The sequence below is a fragment of the Variovorax gracilis genome (assembly GCF_030317115.1).
GTDB lineage: Bacteria > Pseudomonadota > Gammaproteobacteria > Burkholderiales > Burkholderiaceae_C > Variovorax > Variovorax gracilis.
In genome coordinates this window covers 270,472-287,804 of sequence record NZ_JASZYF010000003.1, presented here as the reverse complement: position 1 = coordinate 287,804, position 17,333 = coordinate 270,472, and the positions used below count along the sequence as shown (strand labels likewise).

Below are 17,333 nucleotides of genomic sequence, written 5' to 3'. Positions count from 1 at the left end.
CGGCCCGGCAATGTGGAGAATCGCTCCCCAATCCGATCGGCCGAAGCGCCGCTGGAGCAAGGACGACCATGTACTACGCCATCGTTGCCGCACTGATGCTTGTCTTTCCGCTGGCGTCGATCCTTGTCGATGCTTCCGTCCATCAGGTGCAGCCCGGCTGGTTCCTGGTCGGCAAGTGGTTCGTCTTCTGGGCCGTGGGCGTGCGGCTGTTCCTGGCCGGGCTGCGGCAGATACTGCAGCCGCGGTACACGGCCGAAAAGATTCTCGGCATCCGGGGCGACGACGTCCTGCTCGTGGTCCGGGAACTGGGCTTCGCGAACGCGTCCATCGGCATCGTGGGGATTCTCAGCATCGTTGCCACGGGATGGGTCGTCGCGGCGGCCCTTGCGGGCGGGGTCTTCTATGGGCTGGCCGGCATCAACCACGCCTTGCAGGGCCATCGCAACAGGCTTGAAAACGTGGCGATGGCCTCTGACCTCTTCGCGGCGGTGGTCCTGCTCGGCTATTGCATCTGGGTGGCGACGCGATAGCGCGTCGTCAACCCAGCTTCACCAGGTTCTGTGCCGGCAGCGGCCCGCCGGGAAACTGCTGCATGCGGCCGCCCGCAGCGAGCGTGCCGAGATCGATCACTGCGAAGCCCATCGTCTCGAACAGGCGGGCGACCTGTGACTTCGATGGCGCGTCGTCGCCGGACATGAACAGCACGCGGCGCCCGCCAGCCACATGGGGGTCAGCGCCGAGGACCGCTGGCGTCAGGGTGTTCGCGATCTTGACCACACGGGCGCCGGGTACATGCCTTGCCAGCACTTCGCTCGACGTGAGGGCCCCGAGGTCGGCCAGCCTGAATCCCGGCTGCATCACGGGATTCATGGTGTCGATGACGATGCGGTCCCGTAGCGCGGGCAGGTCCGCCGTCGCAGCTTCGAGGTGCTGCCAGGGCACCGCGAGCACAAGCAACTCGGCCTGTGCTGCATCTGCCCTCGTGCCTGCGCTGGCCTTGGCGCCGAGACGGCGCGCGATCTCGGCGAGCGATGCCGGGCCGCGGCTGTTGCTCATGACGACTTCGTGGCCCGTCCTGGTGAACTGGACGGCCAGTGCCTGCGCGATGTCGCCGGCTCCGATGAATCCGATCTTCATGGTGTGTTCCTTCGTCGACGCGATGGATCAGGCTGCGTAGCCGCCGTCGATGGCGAGGTTCGCGCCGCTGATGAAGCTGGCACCCGGGCTGGCGACATAGGCCACGAAGTCCGCGATCTCGTCGGGCTGCGCGTAGCGCTGCAGGGCGACGTAGGTTCGCGCCTGTTGGGCGAAGTCGCTGGTGGCAGGGTTCATGTCGGTGTCGGTCGGACCGGGCATCACGTTGTTGATCGTGATGCCGCGCGGGCCGAGGTCTCTCGCCAGCGCCTTCGTCAGCCCGGCCACGGCGGCCTTGGTCATCACGTAGAGGCTGCCGCCCGCGTAGGGCACGTACTCGCTGTTGATGCTGCCGATGTTGATGACGCGGCCGCCTTCGCGCATGTGGCGAACCGATTCCTGTGTCGCGATGAACAGGCCCTTGACGTTGACATCGATGATGCGGTCGAAGTCTTCCAGTGCCACGTCGTCCACCGGCTTGCCGATGGCGACGCCGGCGTTATTGACGAGGATGTCGAGGCTGCCGAAGGTCTTCACCGTTTCGGCGACTGCGGCGCGAACGGCGGCCGGACTGGCGGCATCGGCACGGATGGCGAGCGCCGTGCCGCCCGCGGCTTCAATGGCGTGCACCAGCGCGTCGGCCTGTTCGGCGGCGGCGCTGTAGGTCAGCGCGACAGCAGCGCCGTCGGCGGCGAGCCGCCGCGCGATGGCCGCACCGATGCTGCGCGATCCGCCGGTGACGAGCGCCACCTTGCCAGCCAGCGGACGGTGGGCAACAGTGGAGGGGGTGGAAGAAATGGTCATCGAAGTTCCTTTGTGTTGGTTGGACATGAGCCCTTACTTTGGGCTTTTCACTCCTGTTCCAGTAGTAGGCAATGCATAGAATCATCTTCAAGCAATGCTTGAAAGTTGAAGTTGATGGAAACGCTCGCCAACCTCGAATCCTTCGTGCGCAGCGCGGAGTCGCGCAGCTTCTCCGAGGCGGCGCGCCGACTAGGGCTCACGCCCGCGGCGGTGAGCCGCAACGTTGCGAGGCTGGAGGCCAATCTGGGCGTGCGGCTGTTCCAGCGAAGCACGCGGCGGCTCACGCTCACGGAATCCGGCGAGCGCTTCTTGCAGGCCGTCGCGAGCGGGCTCGAAGACATCCAGGCGGCAATCGCGGCAGTCGCGACGGATGCGGGGCAACCGGCCGGCGTCCTCAAGGTCAGCATGGCGCCGGGCTTCGGCATCGACTACATCCTGCCGATGCTCCCCGCCTTTCTTGCGCGGCATCCGCTGGTGCAACCCGACTGGCATCTCGACAACCGCAAGGTTGACCTGATCGCCGATGGCTTCGACGCCGCGGTCGGTGGCGGCATCGAACTGTCCGCCGGTGTCGTGGCGAGGGAACTGGCACGTGCGCACCTGGTGGTCATCGCGTCGCCGGCGTACCTCGAGGGCAAGCCGATGCCGCGCGAGCCTGGCGATCTGGCTGCGCACGACGGAATCGTCATGCGCTCGACCCAGAGCGGGCGGCTGCGCGATCGGGTCATGCGCAACCGCGCGGGTGCCGAGGCGGCCGTTGCGCTGAAGCCGCGCATCGTCCTGAACGACCCGGACGCGATCTGCCGGGCGGCGCTGATGGGGCTCGGCGTCGGCGTGCTCGCCATGCCCCATGCCTTGCCGCATCTGGAGCGTGGCACGCTCGTGCGCGTGCTGCCGCGCTGGTATGCCGATGCGGGGCCGATCTCGCTCTATTTCGCGGGGCAGCGGTTGCTCCCCGCGAAGACGCGGGCCTTCGTGGATTTCGTGGTCGAGCAGTTCCGGCTGGATCGGTTGGCGGAGCGTTTCCTGGCGGTCTGATCCAGGCAATGAATCATTTGGGCTGACTTGTGCGGCATTGGCTGGTCACGTAACGTCTTGTCACTTCACGTTCGCTCATCGACCGCTCGTTTTCATGATCACTACACGCCGCTTCATCCAGACCCTCGCCGCCACGCTCTGCACGTCCGGCGCCTGGGCCCAGGATGCAACGCGTGGCCGCGTCCCGCGCGCTTTCACGGTGCCGGGCGCCTGGCCGACCAAGCCCGTTCGCCTGCTCGTCGGCTTCCCGGCTGGCGCTTCGCCGGATCTTGCTGCGCGTGCCATCGCGGCGCCGCTCGCCAGGCTGCTGGGGCAGCCCGTCGTTGTCGAGAACCGCCCCGGCGCGAGCGGCAATCTCGCGGCCGACCAGGTGGCCAAGGCGCAGGACGACCACACGATCGGCGCCTTGATCAACGGCAATCTCACGATCGCCAGGCTGCTCAACCCCAACACGCCTTTTGATCCGGAGAAGGACTTCGCGCCGGTGAGCCTGATCGGCACCGCACCGCTCGTGTTGGCCGTGTCAGGCGATGCCGTCGGCGAAGATCCTGTCGAACTTCTGCTGTGGGCTCGCAACCTCAACGATTCGGGCAAATACGGCACGCCGGGCGTGGGGACGGTCGGGCATCTCGGCATGGAACTGCTGAAGAGCCGCACCAACATCACCGCGAAGCACGTGCCGTTCACGGGCAATCCGCAGGTCATCAACGCGATGCTGGCAGGACAGATCCAGTTGGCGCTGTTGCCGCCCGGGCTCGCGAAGCCTCATGTGAAGTCGGGCAAGCTGAAGGCCGTGGGGGTCACTTCTCCGATGCGCAGTCCCTTGTTCGATCAGCTTCCGACGTTGCGCGAAGCCAATGTGCGGGGCGCCGACCTGGAGATCTGGACCGCGCTGGCTGCGCCTTCGAGCTTGCCGGCGGCGGCAGTGGCGAAGCTCAATGCTGCCTTGGTGGAGGTGGTTCGTTCCCCTGAGGTGCAGCAGAACCTGCTCGCGGCGGGTTGGCAGGCGCAAGCCGGAACACCGCAGGCGCTGGGTTACCGGATGCGCAACGACACGTCGCAACTCGGCGGCGTCATCCTCATGCGAGGCATCCGCTCCGAAACTTGAGGCGGCTGCATCGGAACGTGCCCGTCAGAGCAACCGGGAGATCTCGCTCGCCGAGGCGAGCAGCGCGGGCAGCATCGTCTCCTGCATCACCTTCGCGCTGGTGCGGTTGGCCTGGCCGCTGATATTGAGTGCGGCCACCGCACGGCCGGCGCGGTCCACGATCGGCGCGGCGATCGAGACCAGGCCTTCTTCCAGTTCCTGGTTGACGAGGCACCACCCCTGCCGCCGCGCCTGCACCACCTTCGCGAAAAGCGCGTCGACGTCGGTCACCGTGTGCTTGGTGAGGGCTTCGCGGTTCGATGCCGCCAGCCGCGCGTGGATCTCCTCGTCCTTGAGTTCGGCCAGCAGCAGGCGGCCCATCGACGTGCAGTACGCCGGAAGGCGCGAGCCCACACCGAGGCTGATGCTCATGATCTTGTGCGTCGGCACGCGCATCACATAGACGATGTCGGTGGCTTCGAGCACGGCCGCCGAGCACGACTCCTGCACTTGCCGTACGAGCGCTTCCATCACCGGTTCGGCGCGGTTCCAGATCGGCATCGACGAGAGGTACGCGAAGCCCAGGTCGAGGATGCGCGCCGTGAGGCTGAAGAGCCTGCCATCGCTCTCCACGTAACCCAGCGTCTGCAGGGTCAGCAGGATGCGGCGCGCGCCGGCGCGCGTGAGTCCGCTCGCGGCGGCGACCTCGCTGAGCGTCTGGCGTGGGGCGTTTGCGCTGAATGACCGGATCACCTGCAGGCCGCGCGCGAAGGACTGCACGTAGCTGTCGCCGGGCGCGGGTGAAACGGGGTGTGTTTCTTGGGTTGCCATGAGGAGTATTCTTGTCTAGAATTCATTATACGAACAATTGTTCGGTATGCGAACATATCGCAGCGGGCATTTCCAGTCGGACAATCTGCAAGCCAAGGCGTTCGGCTTTCCCTCTTCCTTCCCGGAGACAGATTTCATGATCAACAAGATCGCGCGTTCGGTCGCTGATGCCATGGCCGGCATCCAGGACGGCTCCACGGTGCTGATCGGCGGCTTCGGCACCGCCGGCATTCCCAACGAACTGATCGACGGCCTGATCGAACAGGGCGCCAAGGACCTCACTGTCGTCAACAACAACGCCGGCAATGCGGAGACCGGCCTCGCCGCGCTGCTCAAGGCCGGCCGGGTGCGCAAGATCATCTGCAGCTTTCCCCGGCAGGCGGACAGCCAGGTGTTCGACGGCCTCTACCGCTCCGGCAATCTCGAACTCGAACTGGTGCCCCAGGGCAACCTCGCCGAGCGCATTCGCGCGGCGGGTGCCGGCATCGGCGCCTTCTTCTGCCCGACCGGTTTCGGCACGCAGCTGGCGGGCGACCGCGAAACGCGCGAGATCGACGGCAAGCAGTACGTGCTGGAGTACCCGATCCGCGGCGATATCGCGCTGATCAAGGCCGAGCAGGGCGACCGCTGGGGCAACCTGACCTACCGCAAGGCCGCGCGCAACTTCGGTCCCGTCATGGCGATGGCAGCCGATCGCACGATCGCCACGGTGCACGAGATCGTCGAATTGGGCGAGATGGACCCCGAGACCATCGTGACGCCCGGCATCTTCGTCAACAAGATCGTCAAGATCGACCGCGTCGCCACGCAGGCCGGCGGCTTCAAGAAATGACTCGCCCCCAGGCTTCGCGCACTGTGTGTCGCTTCGCCCACCCCCTGCCGGGGGCAACACCGGCGGCCCGGCGAAGCCGGTTCCCCGGCGTTTCCCGAACGGCCTTCGCTTCGCTTGCCGCGGTGTTCGCGGCGCGTCACTCGAATTCGATGGAGAACTGAAATGGCTTCAACCTACCAGCGCCGCACCAAGGACCAGCTCGCAGCGCGCGTCGCGCAGGACATCTTCGACGGCGCCGTCGTCAACCTCGGCATCGGCCAGCCTACGCTGGTGGCCAACCACCTGCCGGCCGGCCGCGAAGTCATCCTGCACAGCGAGAACGGCATTCTCGGCATGGGCGCTGCGCCCGCCGAAGGCCAGGAGGACTACGACCTCATCAACGCCGGCAAGCAGCCCGTCACGCTGCTGCCGGGCGGTGCGTTCTTCCATCATGCCGACAGCTTCGCGATGATGCGCGGCGGCCACCTCGACATCTGCGTGCTCGGCGCCTTCCAGGTCTCCGCCACCGGCGACCTCGCGAACTGGAGCACGGGCGAGGAAGGCGCCATCCCTGCCGTCGGCGGTGCGATGGACCTGGCGATCGGCGCCAAGCAGACCTGGGTCATGATGGATTTGCTCACCAAGAAGGGCGAGAGCAAGATCGTCGCCGAATGCACCTATCCGCTGACCGGCATCGGCTGCGTGAAGCGTGTGTATTCCGACCTCGCGACCATCGAATGCACGCCGTCGGGGCTGAAGCTGATCGACAAGGTCGAGGGCCTCGAGCATGCCGAACTCGAAAAACTGATCGGCCTGCCGATCGCCATCTGACAACGGAAAACGGAACCGAGAGACACACCATGACGAACCAAGCCTTCATCTGCGACGCCGTTCGCACCCCCTTCGGCCGCTACGGCGGTTCGCTCTCCAGCGTGCGCGCCGACGACCTGGGCGCCGTGCCGCTCAAGGCCTTGATGGAGCGCAACAAGAACGTCGACTGGCAAGCGGTGAGCGACGTGCTCTACGGCTGCGCCAACCAGGCCGGCGAAGACAACCGCAACGTCGCGCGCATGTCGGCGCTGCTCGCGGGGCTGCCGCTCGAAGTCGGCGGCGGCACGATCAACCGCCTGTGCGGTTCGGGGCTGGACGCGGTCGGCACAGCGGCCCGCGCCATCAAGGCCGGCGAGACCGGACTGATGATCGCCGGCGGCGTGGAGAGCATGAGCCGTGCACCTTTCGTGATGCCCAAGGCCGAGAGCGCCTTCGGCCGCGCGAACGCCGTGTACGACACCACGATCGGCTGGCGCTTCGTCAACAAGCTGATGAAGGCGCAATACGGCGTCGACTCGATGCCCGAGACGGCCGAGAACGTCGCGACCGACTACAAGATCGAGCGCGAGGCGCAGGACCGCATGGCGCTGGCGTCGCAGCAGCGCGCCGTGGCCGCGCAGAAGTCGGGCTTCTTCGATGCGGAGATCGTGCCGGTCACCGTGGCGCAGAAGAAGGGCGATCCGATCGTGGTCTCCAAGGACGAGCATCCGCGCGACACCAGCCTGGAAGCGCTCGCCAAGCTCAAGGGCGTGGTCCGTCCTGACGGCAGCGTGACGGCGGGCAATGCCAGCGGCGTGAACGACGGCGCCGCGGCGCTGCTGCTCGCCGACGAGGCGAATGCCGCCAAGTACGGCCTCACGCCGCGCGCCCGGGTGGTGGGCATGGCGACGGCCGGCGTGCCGCCGCGCGTCATGGGCATCGGCCCTGCGCCGGCGACCGAGAAGGTGCTCAAGCTCACGGGCCTGAAGCTCGACCAGATCGATGTGATCGAACTCAACGAAGCCTTCGCCGCCCAGGGCCTCGCGGTGCTGCGCCTGCTCGGGCTGAAGGACGACGACGCGCGCGTCAACATCAACGGCGGCGCGATCGCACTGGGCCATCCGCTGGGCGCCAGCGGCGCTCGCCTTGCGACCACCGCGATCAACCAGCTGCACAAGGGCGGTGGACGCTACGCGCTGTGCACGATGTGCATCGGCGTGGGGCAGGGCATCGCGGTCATCCTCGAGCGCGTCTGATCGTCTGATCCCATCCATTCAGGGCCTGGGCCGCGCATCGCGTGTGTCCGGGCCTTGCCGCGTGTGCATGCCTGCAGGCCGCCGCGCGCTACCGTTTTCATCACTCGTAGTTCAACGGGCTCACGGCCCAAGGAAATTTCATGTTCTTCAGATTGCCTTCCCAGCGTCGTCAACTCGGTCTCGCAGCGCTTGCGCTCGCGGCTGCCGCCTTGCTGCCCGTCACGGCCGGCGCGCAGCAGTTCCCGAGCAAGCCGGTGCGCATCATCACGCCGTTCCCGGTGGGTGGCGGGCCTGACGGCGTTGCGCGCCTGGTCGCGGACAAGCTGTCGCGCGCCTGGGGTCAGCCGGTGGTGGTCGAAAACCGGCCGGGCGGCAACGGCTTCATCGCGATCGACGCCTTCAAGCGCGGCGCCAAGGACGGCCATGACCTGATCGTGCTCGACAACGTGCACCTGGCCGCCTATCCCGCGCTGTTCAAGAAGCTGCCGTACGACGCCGGCAAGGATTTCGACACGCTGCTGCCGCTGTTCAAGACCTATTTCTTCTTCACCGTGCCGACCAACAGCAAGTACAAGACGGTCGGTGACCTGATCGCCGACGCCAAGGCGAATCCCGGCAAACTGAACTACGGCTCGTGGTCGGTCGGCAACCCCGTGCACCTGGGCTCGGAGCTCTTCGAATCAGCCACCGGCACACAGATGGAGCATGTGATCTACAAGGAAACGACGCAGCTCTACACCTCGGTCGCCACCGGTGAACTGGCCTTCGCCCTGGGCAGCAGCGCCACGGCCGGGCCGCTGCAGCGAGCGGGCAAGGTGCGCTTCCTGGCGGTGGCCGCGCCCCAGCGTGTGTCCGCATTCCCGGACGTACCGACGGTCGCCGAGTCGGGCGGTCCGAAGGGCTTCGAAGTCACCGGCTGGAACGCCATCGCAGCGCCCAAGGGCCTGCCGGCGGCCGTCACCGACAAGATCAAGCGCGACATCGAGAAGGCGCTCGCGGAGCCGGACGTGCTGGAGAAGTTCAAGAGCTTCGGCTACGAGCCTTTCCCCCAGACGCGCGAGCAGTTCAACCAGTTCGTGCAGACCGAGACCCAGCGCTTCGGCGAAGTGATCCGCAAGGCCAACGTCTCGCTGGACTAAGCGCCTTCCCAGACCAGTGTGGCGGCGGTCAGGTCTTCGAGCGCGCTGCCCACTGCCTTGAACACGGTGCGTTCGTGCTCGTCCGTGCGTCCTGGATGGGCGCCGCGACACAGGGCGGTGAAACTCACCACGCTGTCCGCGCGCAGCGTGCCGGCGGCCATCGCATCGAGCAGGTCGCCGGCTTTCCCCAGAGCCTCTTCGGTATCGACGAAAGTCCGCGCGCCGGCAAAGCACGACGGATCGGCTTCGCGCATCTGCGGCGTGAAGCTGCCGATCAGGTCGAGATGCGAGCCCGGCGCGAGCCATCCGCCCTTGACGAGCGGTGAAGTGGCCAGGGTGGCACAGGTCACGATGTCTGCGCCGCGAACGGCCGGTTCAAGATCGATGGCCGCTTGCGCATTCCAGCCTTCCGCGCGCCACTGGGCCGCCAGCGCTTCCGCGCCCTCGGGCCGGTGATTCCACACCACCACCTCGTCGATGCCGCGCACGCTTGCATGCGCGGCCGGCAGCAGGCGTGCGATGCGGCCGGTGCCCAGCACCAGCAGCCGCCTCGCATCCGAACGCGCCAGGAACGATGCACCCAGCGCCGATGCCGCAGCGGTGCGCCATGCGGTGATCTCGTTGCCATCGAGTTGCGCCAGCGGCACGCCCGTGTGTGCGTCATAGAGCACGTAGGTCGCGTGGAGTCCAGGCAGGCCGCGTGCGCTGTTGCCGGGGAAGATGTTGATGGTCTTGATGCCGAGGTAGCCTGCCTCGCTCCACGCAGGCATGATCAGCACGGTGCCTCGATCGCTGCCCGCTTCGACGGTATGCACATGCCGCGTCGGCACTGTCGCTTCGCCGGCAAAGGCCTTGCGCAACGCCGGCACAAGACGTCCGAAGTCGAGATGGGCGCGGGTCTGGTCGGCGTCGAGGATCTTCATGCGTGGACAATGTAGCCTTCCCGCAGTCGCCTCCCCCCGTTTTGAATCTCCCCATCATCACCGACCTGCATTTCTATGCAGTCGCCGTTCCCGCCGTGCTGATGCTCGGCGTCAGCAAGAGCGGCTTCGGCGCCGGCTTCGGCTCTCTCGCTGTTCCCCTCATGGCGCTGGCCGTGACCGTGCCGCAGGCGGCGGCGATCCTGATGCCGGTGTTGCTGTTGATGGATCTGCTGGGCATCGCTGCCTTTCGCCGTGACTTCGATCGCCGGCTGCTCTGGTTTCTCATTCCCTGCGGCCTGGTCGGCACGGTGATCGGCGCGCTGCTCTTCAAGGTGCTGCCGGCGCACACCGTGGCGGGCATCGTCGGCGTCTTCACCCTGCTGTTTCTTGCGCAGCGGGTGCTGTTCCCGCCGCGGGCAACCGACCCCCTGCCGTCGAAGACGGCCGGTGCGGTGCTGACGACCATCAGCGGCTTCACCAGCTTCATCGCGCATGCGGGCGGCCCGCCGGTGACGGCGTACGTCATCCCGCTGCGGCTCACGCCGGTGGCCTACACGGCCACGATGGCCTACTTCTTTTTCGTCGTGAACCTGAGCAAATGGGTGCCCTATGCATGGCTCGGCCTGCTCGACTGGCGCAACATGGCGACCTCCCTCGTGCTGTTGCCGATCGCGCCGCTGGGCGTTTGGGTCGGCATTCGCATCGCGCGTCGCATCGATCCCGTCTGGTTCTATCGCTTCGTCTACCTCGGCATGCTGCTGACGGGGCTCAAGCTGACATGGGACGGATTCGTCGCCTGATCTCAGATGATGTAATGCAAATCTCTACGATTGCCGCGACTCCTGGGCGTGTGCAGAATTTCGGCATGCCCGTACCGTCAACGACGCCCGCCGCTCTCCAGGACGATGAGCTCCAGAACCTCGCGTCGGAGTGGCGCATTCGCGCCATGCAAGGCGACCAGCTCGCGCATCGCCTGGCCCAGGCGCTGGAGGCAGAACAGCGTCGCCGCATCCGCGACACGGGCCTTCAGACGCTGCCGCCGGCGGCTTCGCCGAATGCGGCACCCTGGTGGAAGTTCTGGTGACTTGCATTTGCACGCATGATTTCCATTGACTTCGGCATCGGCCTCGCACTGCTGAGCCTCTTCGGCGCGACCTTTCTTTCCAACCTCCTGGCGCGTCGGCGCGACAAGGCCCGGGAGTTCGATCCGATCACGCGCGAGGCGCGGGAGCTTCTTCTGCGCGAGCGCGCCACGCCGATCCCGCTGTGCCCCACGCTCGGTCCCGAGCACTGGGCGCGCCTGGAGGCCGTGCAGCCGAGCTGGCGGCGCAACGGCTTCGTGGCTGCAAAGGCGCGCTACACCGAGGCGCGCAAGGCGTTCTCGCGGCACGACTTCAATGGCGAGCTCTACTACCCCGATCCGAAGCGGATCGTGGGTGCCGTTCACGAAGTGCTGGTGCTCACCGAGCGCTTCTAGCCATTGGCTGCAAGGCGGCTAGTGGTAGATCTTCTGCAGGAGGCGGATCAGCGTCTCGCGCTCGCGTGAAGTCAGCCGCGCGCTGGCGTCCGCTTCGAGCTGCACCACCGTCTGCTCGGCCTCCCGCACCAGTTGCTCGCCGGCCGGCGTCAGGTAGAGGCCGATGGCGCGGCCGTCGTGCGGATGGGGCCGCCGCTCGATCAGGCCTCGGCTGTCCATCCCCGCGATCAGGCTCACGAGGTTGGGCGGCAGGATGTCCAGCGTGGAGCACAGTTGCCGCGACGTGGCGCCCGGGTTGTGCGCCAGCAGCGACAGCACCGAGAAGTCGACCTGCTTGAGCCCGTAGGCGGCCATGCGGTCCGAGAACACCTGGCTGACGATGAGCCAGGCGCGCCGGGCGTTGTAGCCGACGAGCGCTTCAAGCACGCGGGTGTCCAGCCGATCGGATCGCGGCGCCTGGGTGGGGGCCGCGGGAAGAGATTTCTTGCGGGAGACTGCCATGCCCCCGAGCGTAACTGCCTTCGGGGCTGCCGGGAGCCCCTCAGGCGACTGCGTTTGCGGTGACGGACTCGCAGGCCCGCTTGACGATGCCGAGACGCATTTCGAACTCCGGCAGGGCCCAGCGACGGAAGGCCGCGGCAGGAGCCGACCACCGGACGTCGTCCGGTGCCGCGTGTTCGATGCGTGCCCAGGCCCAGGCGAGCAGGGCAAGCATCACGACGCGCAGGTAGTCGTCGGCCACTTCGAAGGGCAGCGCCGCATCGGCGTGCGCGGCCATGGCGATCGTGGTGGTGAGGTAGCGAAGCTGCGCCAGCCGGCGCTGCACGTCGGCGTCGATGTCGCGCGAGGCGTCGAGCTCGTCGCGCAGTTCGATCAGCACGGCAGACATGCCCGTGCCGCCATCGGCCAGCACCTTGCGCACGAGCAGGTCGATGGCCTGGATCTCGTTCGTGCCCTCGTAGATCATCGTCACGCGCGAATCCCGCACGACCTGTTCGATGCCCCATTCGCGCACGTAGCCGTGGCCGCCGAAGACCTGCAGGCATTCGCTCGCGCCCTGGAAGGCCTGCTGCGTGCAGGCCGCCTTCAGCACGGGTGTGACGAGCGCACACCAGCGGTGGGCGCGCTCGCGCACCTTGGGGTCGGCGTCATGCCGTGCGACGTCGAGCTGGACGGCGGTGCGGTAGGCGATCACGCGGGCGCCGTCGATCCAGGCGCGTTGCGTGTCGAGGATGCGGCGGATCGCCGGATGCTCGGCCACGAGGTCCGCCGCCTCGCCGCCGCGGCTGGCGGGCACCGGGCCGGGGGCGCGCATCTGGCGCCGTTCGTGCGCATAGGCGTCGGCTTTTTGCCAGGCCGCGTCGAGCAGGCCGATGCCTTGGAGGGCGACGTGCAGGCGTGCCGCGTTCATCATCACGAACATCGCGGCGAGGCCGCGATTCGGCTCGCCGATCAGCCAGCCGGTGGCTTCGTCGAAGCGCATCACGCAAGTCGAGCTGCCGTGCAGGCCCATCTTTTCCTCGATGCGCTCGCAATGCACCGCGTTGCGCGAACCATCGCGCAACACCTTGGGCACGAGCACCAGCGAGAGGCCCTTGGGGCCGGCCGGCGCGTCTGGGAGGCGGCACAGCACCAGGTGAATGATGTTGTCGGTCAGGTCGTGCTCGCCGCCCGAGATGAAGATCTTGCCGCCGGCCACGCGATAGCTCCCGTCGGCTTGCGCAATGGCGCGCGTGCGCACCTGGCCCAGGTCGCTGCCGGCGTGGGCCTCGGTCAGGCACATGGTCGCCAGCCATTCGCCGGTGGCGATCTTCGAGAGATAGCCTTCCTTCAGTTCCGCGCTGCCGTGGTGCTTGAGGCATTCGTAGGCGCCATGCAGCAAGCCCGGCGCCATGGTGAGGCCGTGGTTGGCCGCACTGAGCCATTCGAAGAGGATGGCTTCGAGCACGGCGGGCAGGCCCTGGCCGCCGTCTTCGGTCGCTGCCGAAAGGGCTGGCCAGCCGCCTTCGACGAAGGCGCCATAGGCTTCGCGAAATCCGGGCGGCGTGACGACACGGCCGTCGACGAAGCGGCAGCCGACCTCGTCGCCGGTCCGGTTCACGGGTGCGATGACTTCGGCGACGAACTTGCCCGCCTCGTCGAGGACCTGTGCCTGCAGCGCGTCGTCGACCTCCGCGAAAGGCGGCAAGGCACGCAGGCGCGGAGCGGCACCGAGCACCGTGTTCAACACGAAGCTCACGTCATCGGGGCGGGGCTGGTAGTTCATCGCAAGCCGGCGTGTCAGGACTCGGCGGTGAAGCCGATCTTCTTGACCAGCGGGCCCCAGCGCTCGTATTCGCTCTGGATGGACTTCTTCATCTCCTCGGGAGACGATCCGTTCGCGACCAGGCCGACGGCGAAGAGGCCTTCGATGATGGCCGGGTCCTTCAGCGCGGTGGTGATGGCGGCGTTGGCGGCCGTGATGACGCTGGCTGGCGTCTTCGCGGGTGCGATGAAGCCGAACCATTCTTCCGCAACGATCTCGGGAAAGCCTTGCTCCGCGAACGTGGGGACGTCGGGGAAGTAGGGCGCCCGCTTGTTGCCCGAGGTGGCGAGCACGCGCAGCTTGCCGGCCTTGGCGAAGGGGAGGTAGTCGCCGGCCGGCGTCATGCTGGACGCGATCTGCCCGCCGACCACGTCGTTCACCGCCGGCAGCGAGCCGCGATAGGGGACGTGCTTGAGTTCCGTGCCGCTGTTGAGGCCGAGCAGAGCGCCCAGGAAGTGCGGCGTCGATCCCGCACCGGGCGAACCGTAGCTGGCGTCCTTGGGATTGGCCTTCGCCCACGCGATGTAGTCCTTCAACGTCTTCACTTCCGCCGGCACCATCGGACCCACGGCGAGCCCGTGCGTCATGACGGCGCCGATCGAGATCGGCGCGAAGTCGCTGATCGTGTAGTTGAGCTTGCTGTAGATGTGCGGATAGGTCGACAGCGCCGAAGCCTGGCAAACCGCCAGCACCGAGCCGTCGGCCGGCGAGGTCTTGAGCGCCTCAAGCGCGATGCGGCCGCCGGCGCCCGGCCGGTTGTCGACCACCGCTGCGTTCTTGGTGAACGCGGTGTTGCCGAGCTTGTCGCCGACGCGCCGCGCGACGCTGTCGCCGGCACTGCCGGCCGGGAAGCCGTAGAGGATCTTCACCTGGTTGAGCGCTTCCGCGAGCGCGGCGAACGGATGCAGCGCGCCGAGGGCGGTGGCTGCGCCGAGGGCCTGGACGAAATGGCGTCGGGTGGTCATGTCTTGTCTCCTGGGGAGTTCGTTGAATTCGTCGAGCAGACTCAGCGCGGCGCCATGCGCAGTGCGCCGTCCAGCCGGATCACCTCGCCGTTGAGGTGCCCGTTGGTCACGATGTGGCAGGCCAGTTCGGCGAACTCCGAGGGCTTGCCCAGGCGCGGCGGGAAGGGGATCGACGCGGCCAGCGATTGCTGGATGGGCTCCGGAAGTTCCTTGAGCAGCGGCGTCGCGAAGAGGCCCGGTGCGATGGTGCACACACGGATGCCGTGCTGCGCGAGGTCGCGCGCCATCGGCAGGGTCATGCCGACCAGGCCGCCTTTCGATGCGCTGTAGGCCTGCTGCCCGACCTGGCCGTCGAAGGCCGCAACCGAGGCGGTGAACATCATCACGCCGCGCTCGCCGCCTTCGACCGGTTCGAGCTTCGCGCAGCGCGCCGCATAGAGACGGCTGATGTTGTAGGCGCCGATGAGGTTGACGTTGACCACCCGAACGAAGTCCTCCAGCGGTGCGGGGTTGCCGTCCTTGCCGACGAGGCGCTTGGCGCTGCCGATGCCGGCCACGTTCATGAGGATGCGCGCGGGGCCGTGCGCGGCCTCGGCCTTGTCGAGCGCAGCCGTGACGCTGTCGGCCTGCGTGATGTCGCAGACGCAGGCGATGCCGCCGATTTCGGCGGCGACCTTTTCGGCGAGCGTGGCATTGACGTCGAGCACGGCGACCTTGGCGCCGAGCCGCGCGAGCTCGCGCGCCGTGGCTTCGCCGAGGCCGGAGGCGCCGCCGGTGACGAGTGCAGCTTGTCCTTGGATGTTCATGGCATGTGTCTCCTGGTGGGGTTATCGGGGCTTCAGCGTGAAAGGCAGCGTGTCGGCATGCAGGGCTTCTGCCAGCGTGGCGCGGTGCTTGAGCACGGCACGCTGGTTGATGGAGCCCTTGTCGGTGACCTCGCCCTTGTCGATCGAAGGCGGCTCGGATACGACGTGCGCGCGGGCGATGCGGTTGGCGCTGCCGGTGCTCGATGCGGCGAGCGTGTCGAGCAGGGCCTGGATCTGCGCCTGGACGGGGGCGCTTTCGACCACGTCCTTCATCGGCGCATCGGGCGCCAGGCCGGCGAGCGTGCGCACTGCCTGCGTCGGGAAGATGAGTGCGCCGACTTCCTTGAGGTTGATGCCGGTCAGCACCACGTCCTGAACGTAGGGCGCGCCGGCCGCGATGATCCTGGCTCTCAGCGGGCCGACGCTCACGAAGGTGCCCGTCGCCAGCTTGAAGTCTTCCGCGATGCGCCCGTCGAAGCGCAGGCCGCGGTGGATGTCGGCTTCGTCGATCCACTGCACGGCGTCGCCGGTGCAGAGAAAGCCTTCTTCGTCAAAGGCTTCGCGCGTGGCTTCCTCCGAGCGCCAGTAGCCCGGCGTGACGTTGGGGCCGCGATAGCGCACCTCGGTCTTGCCGTCGACCTCGATCAGCTTCAGCGTCATGCCGGGGGTCGGCACGCCGACGTCGCCGGCGCGCACGTTCGGGCTGTTGATGAACATCGCGGAAGGGCCCGATTCGGTCATGCCAAGACCGGTTGCCATGACGATGCGCTCGCCGATCTCGGCTTCCTGGATGGAATGCAGCAGGTCCCACACGGGCTGGGCGAGGCCGGCGCCGGAATAGAAGAACATGCGAACCCGCGAGAGCAGGGTCTTGCGCAGTTGCGCATCGGTCTGCATGGCCTGTGCGATGGCTTCGAAGCCGGTTGGCACATTGAAGTACACGGTGGGCGCGATCTCGCGCAGGTTGCGCAGCGTCTCGGCCATGCCCGCCGGCGTCGGCTTGCCGTCGTCAATGTAGAGCGTGCCGCCGTGATAGATCGTGATGCCGACGTTGTGGTTGCTGCCGAAGGTGTGGTTCCACGGCAGCCAGTCGATCAGCACCGGCGGCTCCTCGGCGAGCGCCGGCAGCGACTGGGCGATCTGCACCTGGTTGGCACACCACATGCGCTGCGTGTTGATGACCGCCTTGGGCATCTTGGTCGAGCCCGAGGTGAAGAGGAACTTGGTGATGGTGTCAGGGCCCGTCGCTGCCATGGCTGCATCGACGGCCGGGGTCGCAGGGGTGGCGAGCAGGCTGTCGAAAGCGGTGAGTTGGCGGCCGGCAAGCTCGGGCGATGTCTTGCCCGTGTCGCCCTCGCCGCCGTGGCCGCGGTGCAGCACGACCTCGACGTCCTTCGGCACGACCGCGGCAATGGCGCGTCCGAAGCGCGAGGCGTCGCTGGCGAACACCAGGCCCGGCGTCAACGTGTCGAAGACGTGGCGCAGCTTGTCGTAGTCCTGGCTGACCGTGGAATAGGCGGGCGACGCAGGGCAATAGGGGATGCCGGCGTAGATGCAGCCGAGCGACAGCAGTGCGTGCTCCAGACTGTTCTCGCTCAGGATCACCACCGGCCGTTCGGCGCTCAGGCCGCGGTCGAGCAGGGCCTGGCCGATGCGGCGCGCACCCTGCAGCGCCTCCGAATAGCTCAGGTGCTGCCACGCGCCGGTGCCGCCGTCGGGCAACTGCTCGCGGCGCGCCATGAAGCTGCGGTCCGGCGCGACCTCTGCCCAGTGCATCAGGAGGTCGGTGATGCGCTCGGCGTAGCTGCCGAGCGGGTCGGTGGCTTGCAGGTACCGCACGCCGGATGCGCCTTCGCGCAGGCTGACGTGGCGCACGCCGAAGTTCAGGGGGCGGTATCGGGGCAGGGCTGTGCCGGGGCGTGTGGCTTGCATGGGGTCCTCGGATCT

19 protein-coding genes are annotated in these 17,333 nt (G+C 67.4%); 10 read left to right on the top strand and 9 right to left on the bottom strand.

All coding sequences use genetic code 11. The features are described from left to right. Positions 1–68: 68 nt before the first annotated feature. Positions 69–530, top strand: a complete 462-nt coding sequence (locus QTH97_RS09270; RefSeq protein WP_286567831.1) for a DUF6790 family protein — start codon at positions 69–71, stop codon at positions 528–530. A gap of 7 nt (positions 531–537) precedes the next feature. Here the strand turns inward: QTH97_RS09270 and QTH97_RS09265 are convergent, their stop codons facing one another. Continuing rightward, positions 538–1,137: an NADPH-dependent F420 reductase gene (locus tag QTH97_RS09265; protein WP_444813407.1), complete on the bottom strand. Its 600-nt coding sequence runs from the start codon at positions 1,135–1,137 to the stop codon at positions 538–540. A gap of 27 nt (positions 1,138–1,164) precedes the next feature. After that, positions 1,165–1,938 carry a 3-oxoacyl-ACP reductase family protein gene (locus QTH97_RS09260; RefSeq protein ID WP_286567830.1) on the bottom strand — a complete coding sequence of 258 codons (774 nt, stop codon included), beginning with the start codon at positions 1,936–1,938 and terminating at the stop codon, positions 1,165–1,167. A 114-nt stretch (positions 1,939–2,052) separates the two neighbouring features. Between QTH97_RS09260 and QTH97_RS09255 the strand changes: the two genes are divergently transcribed. Together QTH97_RS09255 and QTH97_RS09250 are read left to right on the top strand one after the other, a co-directional pair. After that, a complete protein-coding gene (locus QTH97_RS09255) occupies positions 2,053–2,976 on the top strand; it encodes a LysR family transcriptional regulator (protein ID WP_286567829.1) in 924 nt (307 codons plus the stop codon). Positions 2,977–3,070: 94 nt separating this feature from the next. Further along, the gene (locus QTH97_RS09250; protein ID WP_286567828.1) at positions 3,071–4,084 is read left to right on the top strand and encodes a Bug family tripartite tricarboxylate transporter substrate binding protein; all 1,014 of its coding nucleotides are present in this window, start codon (positions 3,071–3,073) and stop codon (positions 4,082–4,084) included. 24 nt (positions 4,085–4,108) lie between these two features. On the opposite strand, the gene QTH97_RS09245 is transcribed toward QTH97_RS09250, so the two are convergent. Continuing rightward, positions 4,109–4,894 (bottom strand): IclR family transcriptional regulator domain-containing protein, encoded by a 786-nt coding sequence (locus tag QTH97_RS09245; RefSeq protein WP_286567827.1) that lies wholly within the window; start codon positions 4,892–4,894, stop codon positions 4,109–4,111. Positions 4,895–5,030: 136 nt separating this feature from the next. On the opposite strand from QTH97_RS09245, the gene QTH97_RS09240 reads away from it, so the two are divergent. The 4 genes from QTH97_RS09240 (at position 5,031) to QTH97_RS09225 (ending at position 8,910) form a co-directional block, all read left to right on the top strand. Next, complete coding sequence (locus QTH97_RS09240; protein WP_286567826.1) at positions 5,031–5,726, top strand: 3-oxoacid CoA-transferase subunit A; 696 nt, start codon at positions 5,031–5,033, stop codon at positions 5,724–5,726. A 162-nt stretch (positions 5,727–5,888) separates the two neighbouring features. Then, positions 5,889–6,536 carry a 3-oxoacid CoA-transferase subunit B gene (locus tag QTH97_RS09235; protein ID WP_286567825.1) on the top strand — a complete coding sequence of 216 codons (648 nt, stop codon included), beginning with the start codon at positions 5,889–5,891 and terminating at the stop codon, positions 6,534–6,536. A gap of 29 nt (positions 6,537–6,565) precedes the next feature. After that, positions 6,566–7,771: a 3-oxoadipyl-CoA thiolase gene (pcaF, locus tag QTH97_RS09230; RefSeq protein WP_286567824.1), complete on the top strand. Its 1,206-nt coding sequence runs from the start codon at positions 6,566–6,568 to the stop codon at positions 7,769–7,771. Between the two features lie 140 nt (positions 7,772–7,911). Continuing rightward, positions 7,912–8,910 (top strand): Bug family tripartite tricarboxylate transporter substrate binding protein, encoded by a 999-nt coding sequence (locus QTH97_RS09225; RefSeq protein ID WP_286567823.1) that lies wholly within the window; start codon positions 7,912–7,914, stop codon positions 8,908–8,910. On the opposite strand, the gene lhpI is transcribed toward QTH97_RS09225, so the two are convergent. Continuing rightward, positions 8,907–9,833 carry a bifunctional Delta(1)-pyrroline-2-carboxylate/Delta(1)-piperideine-2-carboxylate reductase gene (lhpI, locus tag QTH97_RS09220; RefSeq protein WP_286567822.1) on the bottom strand — a complete coding sequence of 309 codons (927 nt, stop codon included), beginning with the start codon at positions 9,831–9,833 and terminating at the stop codon, positions 8,907–8,909. The genes QTH97_RS09225 and lhpI overlap by 4 nt on opposite strands. Before the next feature lie 41 nt (positions 9,834–9,874). Here lhpI and QTH97_RS09215 point away from each other — a divergent pair, with 41 nt between their 5' ends. From QTH97_RS09215 to QTH97_RS09205, 3 genes are all read left to right on the top strand, one after another. Continuing rightward, a complete protein-coding gene (locus QTH97_RS09215; protein WP_286567963.1) occupies positions 9,875–10,633 on the top strand; it encodes a sulfite exporter TauE/SafE family protein in 759 nt (252 codons plus the stop codon). A 65-nt stretch (positions 10,634–10,698) separates the two neighbouring features. Then, positions 10,699–10,917 (top strand): hypothetical protein, encoded by a 219-nt coding sequence (locus QTH97_RS09210; RefSeq protein WP_286567821.1) that lies wholly within the window; start codon positions 10,699–10,701, stop codon positions 10,915–10,917. A gap of 15 nt (positions 10,918–10,932) precedes the next feature. Then, complete coding sequence (locus QTH97_RS09205; protein ID WP_286567820.1) at positions 10,933–11,310, top strand: hypothetical protein; 378 nt, start codon at positions 10,933–10,935, stop codon at positions 11,308–11,310. An 18-nt stretch (positions 11,311–11,328) separates the two neighbouring features. Here QTH97_RS09205 and QTH97_RS09200 read toward each other — a convergent pair whose 3' ends face one another. Genes QTH97_RS09200 through QTH97_RS09180 form a run of 5 tightly spaced genes read right to left on the bottom strand, consistent with a single transcriptional unit; the run spans position 11,329 to position 17,318 of the window. Beyond that, entirely contained in the window at positions 11,329–11,811 is a 483-nt protein-coding gene (locus tag QTH97_RS09200; RefSeq protein ID WP_286567819.1) for a MarR family winged helix-turn-helix transcriptional regulator, read from the bottom strand. Between the two features lie 40 nt (positions 11,812–11,851). After that, positions 11,852–13,576, bottom strand: coding sequence for an acyl-CoA dehydrogenase family protein (locus tag QTH97_RS09195; RefSeq protein ID WP_286567818.1), 1,725 nt, complete (start codon positions 13,574–13,576; stop codon positions 11,852–11,854). A 14-nt stretch (positions 13,577–13,590) separates the two neighbouring features. Then, positions 13,591–14,580, bottom strand: a complete 990-nt coding sequence (locus QTH97_RS09190) for a Bug family tripartite tricarboxylate transporter substrate binding protein (protein ID WP_286567817.1) — start codon at positions 14,578–14,580, stop codon at positions 13,591–13,593. A gap of 41 nt (positions 14,581–14,621) precedes the next feature. Continuing rightward, positions 14,622–15,386: an SDR family NAD(P)-dependent oxidoreductase gene (locus tag QTH97_RS09185; RefSeq protein WP_286567816.1), complete on the bottom strand. Its 765-nt coding sequence runs from the start codon at positions 15,384–15,386 to the stop codon at positions 14,622–14,624. Between the two features lie 21 nt (positions 15,387–15,407). Further along, positions 15,408–17,318, bottom strand: a complete 1,911-nt coding sequence (locus tag QTH97_RS09180; protein WP_286567815.1) for a feruloyl-CoA synthase — start codon at positions 17,316–17,318, stop codon at positions 15,408–15,410. Between the last annotated feature and the right edge of the window lie 15 nt (positions 17,319–17,333).

Coding starts and splice junctions, on each gene's coding strand:
- QTH97_RS09270 (WP_286567831.1), top strand. CDS start 69: ATGTACTACGCCATCGTTGCCGCACTGATGCTTGTCTTTCCGCTGGCG.
- QTH97_RS09265 (WP_444813407.1), bottom strand. CDS start 1,137: ATGAAGATCGGATTCATCGGAGCCGGCGACATCGCGCAGGCACTGGCC.
- QTH97_RS09260 (WP_286567830.1), bottom strand. CDS start 1,938: ATGACCATTTCTTCCACCCCCTCCACTGTTGCCCACCGTCCGCTGGCT.
- QTH97_RS09255 (WP_286567829.1), top strand. CDS start 2,053: ATGGAAACGCTCGCCAACCTCGAATCCTTCGTGCGCAGCGCGGAGTCG.
- QTH97_RS09250 (WP_286567828.1), top strand. CDS start 3,071: ATGATCACTACACGCCGCTTCATCCAGACCCTCGCCGCCACGCTCTGC.
- QTH97_RS09245 (WP_286567827.1), bottom strand. CDS start 4,894: ATGGCAACCCAAGAAACACACCCCGTTTCACCCGCGCCCGGCGACAGC.
- QTH97_RS09240 (WP_286567826.1), top strand. CDS start 5,031: ATGATCAACAAGATCGCGCGTTCGGTCGCTGATGCCATGGCCGGCATC.
- QTH97_RS09235 (WP_286567825.1), top strand. CDS start 5,889: ATGGCTTCAACCTACCAGCGCCGCACCAAGGACCAGCTCGCAGCGCGC.
- pcaF (WP_286567824.1), top strand. CDS start 6,566: ATGACGAACCAAGCCTTCATCTGCGACGCCGTTCGCACCCCCTTCGGC.
- QTH97_RS09225 (WP_286567823.1), top strand. CDS start 7,912: ATGTTCTTCAGATTGCCTTCCCAGCGTCGTCAACTCGGTCTCGCAGCG.
- lhpI (WP_286567822.1), bottom strand. CDS start 9,833: ATGAAGATCCTCGACGCCGACCAGACCCGCGCCCATCTCGACTTCGGA.
- QTH97_RS09210 (WP_286567821.1), top strand. CDS start 10,699: ATGCCCGTACCGTCAACGACGCCCGCCGCTCTCCAGGACGATGAGCTC.
- QTH97_RS09205 (WP_286567820.1), top strand. CDS start 10,933: ATGATTTCCATTGACTTCGGCATCGGCCTCGCACTGCTGAGCCTCTTC.
- QTH97_RS09200 (WP_286567819.1), bottom strand. CDS start 11,811: ATGGCAGTCTCCCGCAAGAAATCTCTTCCCGCGGCCCCCACCCAGGCG.
- QTH97_RS09195 (WP_286567818.1), bottom strand. CDS start 13,576: ATGAACTACCAGCCCCGCCCCGATGACGTGAGCTTCGTGTTGAACACG.
- QTH97_RS09190 (WP_286567817.1), bottom strand. CDS start 14,580: ATGACCACCCGACGCCATTTCGTCCAGGCCCTCGGCGCAGCCACCGCC.
- QTH97_RS09185 (WP_286567816.1), bottom strand. CDS start 15,386: ATGAACATCCAAGGACAAGCTGCACTCGTCACCGGCGGCGCCTCCGGC.
- QTH97_RS09180 (WP_286567815.1), bottom strand. CDS start 17,318: ATGCAAGCCACACGCCCCGGCACAGCCCTGCCCCGATACCGCCCCCTG.